Source organism: Variovorax sp. Root411, assembly GCF_001425205.1.
Taxonomy (GTDB): domain Bacteria; phylum Pseudomonadota; class Gammaproteobacteria; order Burkholderiales; family Burkholderiaceae_C; genus Variovorax.
Window position 1 is genome coordinate 244293 of sequence record NZ_LMDW01000020.1, and the last position, 1462, is coordinate 245754.

Below are 1462 nucleotides of genomic sequence, written 5' to 3' on the forward strand. Positions count from 1 at the left end.
GATCCAACAACTGGGCGCTGGCGAGTCGATCAGTGACAGCTTCACCGCCGTGTCCTCCGACGGCACGGCCAGCCAGCTCGTGACGGTGACGATCACCGGCACCAATGACGTGCCGGTGATTGGTGGCGTGGCCAGCGGTGCGGTGAGCGAGGATGGCTCGGCTCCGAACCTGAGCACCAGCGGTGCGCTGACGATTGCCGATGTCGATCAGGGCCAGTCGAATTTCGCGTCACAGGCGAGCACCGGCGGCAGTAATGGCTACGGTAGCTTCACGCTCGCGGCCGACGGCAACTGGACCTACACGGCCGACAACAGCCAGACGGCGATCCAGCAGCTGGGTGCAGGAGAGTCGATCAGCGACAGCTTTACTGCAGTCTCGTTCGATGGAACGGCCAGCCAGGTGGTGACGGTGACGATCGCTGGCACCAATGATGTGCCGGTGATCGGTGGCGTCGCCAGCGGCGCGGTGAGCGAGGATGACTCGACGCCGAACCTGAGCGCGGGCGGTGCGCTGACGATCGCCGATGTCGATGCGGGCCAGTCGAACTTCACGCCTCAGGCAAGCACAGCCGGTGGCAATGGTTATGGCAGCTTCACGCTCGCGGCCGGCGGCAACTGGACCTACACGGCCGACAACAGCCAAGCAGCGATCCAGCAATTGGGCGCTGGCGAGTCGATCAGCGACAGTTTCACGGCAGTGTCGTCCGATGGGACGGCCAGCCAGCTCGTGACGGTGACGATCACCGGGACCAACGACGTGCCGGTGATCGGTGGTGTGGCCAGCGGCGCGGTGAACGAGGATGCATCGACCCCGAATCTGAGCACCAGCGGTGCGTTGATGATCGCCGATGTGGATGCCGGTCAGTCGAACTTCGCGCCACAGGCGAGCGCCGGCGGAAGCAACGGCTACGGCAGCTTCAACTTGCTGGCTGATGGCAGCTGGACCTACACGGCCGATAACAGCCAGGCGGCGATCCAGCAGTTGGGCGCAGGTCAAACGATCAGCGACAGCTTCACCGCAGTCTCGTCCGACGGGACGGCCAACCAGGTAGTGACGGTGACGATCACCGGCACCAACGACGTGCCGGTGATCGGTGGCGTCGCCAGCGGCGCGGTGACCGAGGATGCATCGACGCCGAATCTAAGCACCAGTGGAGCGCTGACGATCGCCGATGTGGATGCGGGCCAGTCGAACTTCGNTCGCCAGCGGCGCGGTGACCGAGGATGCATCGACGCCGAATCTAAGCACCAGTGGAGCGCTGACGATCGCCGATGTGGATGCGGGCCAGTCGAACTTCGCGCCACAGGCGAGCACTGCCGGCAGCAACGGCTATGGCAGTTTCGTGCTGGTGGCCGACGGCACTTGGACTTATGCGACCGATAACAGCCAGGCGGCGATCCAGCAGCTGGGTGCAGGGGAGTCGATCAGCGACAGCTTTACTGCAGTCTCGTCCGACGGGAC

General features: G+C 64.7%; 2 protein-coding genes. Both read left to right on the top strand.

Features of this window, described 5'->3' with window-relative positions:
* Positions 1-1199, top strand: a 1199-nt coding sequence (locus tag ASC92_RS29680) for a VCBS domain-containing protein (protein ID WP_414820426.1), incomplete at both ends; no start/stop codon positions are given.
* 15 nt (positions 1200-1214) lie between these two features.
* On the top strand, positions 1215-1462 hold a 248-nt coding region (locus ASC92_RS29685), incomplete at its 3' end, for a VCBS domain-containing protein (protein WP_414820431.1).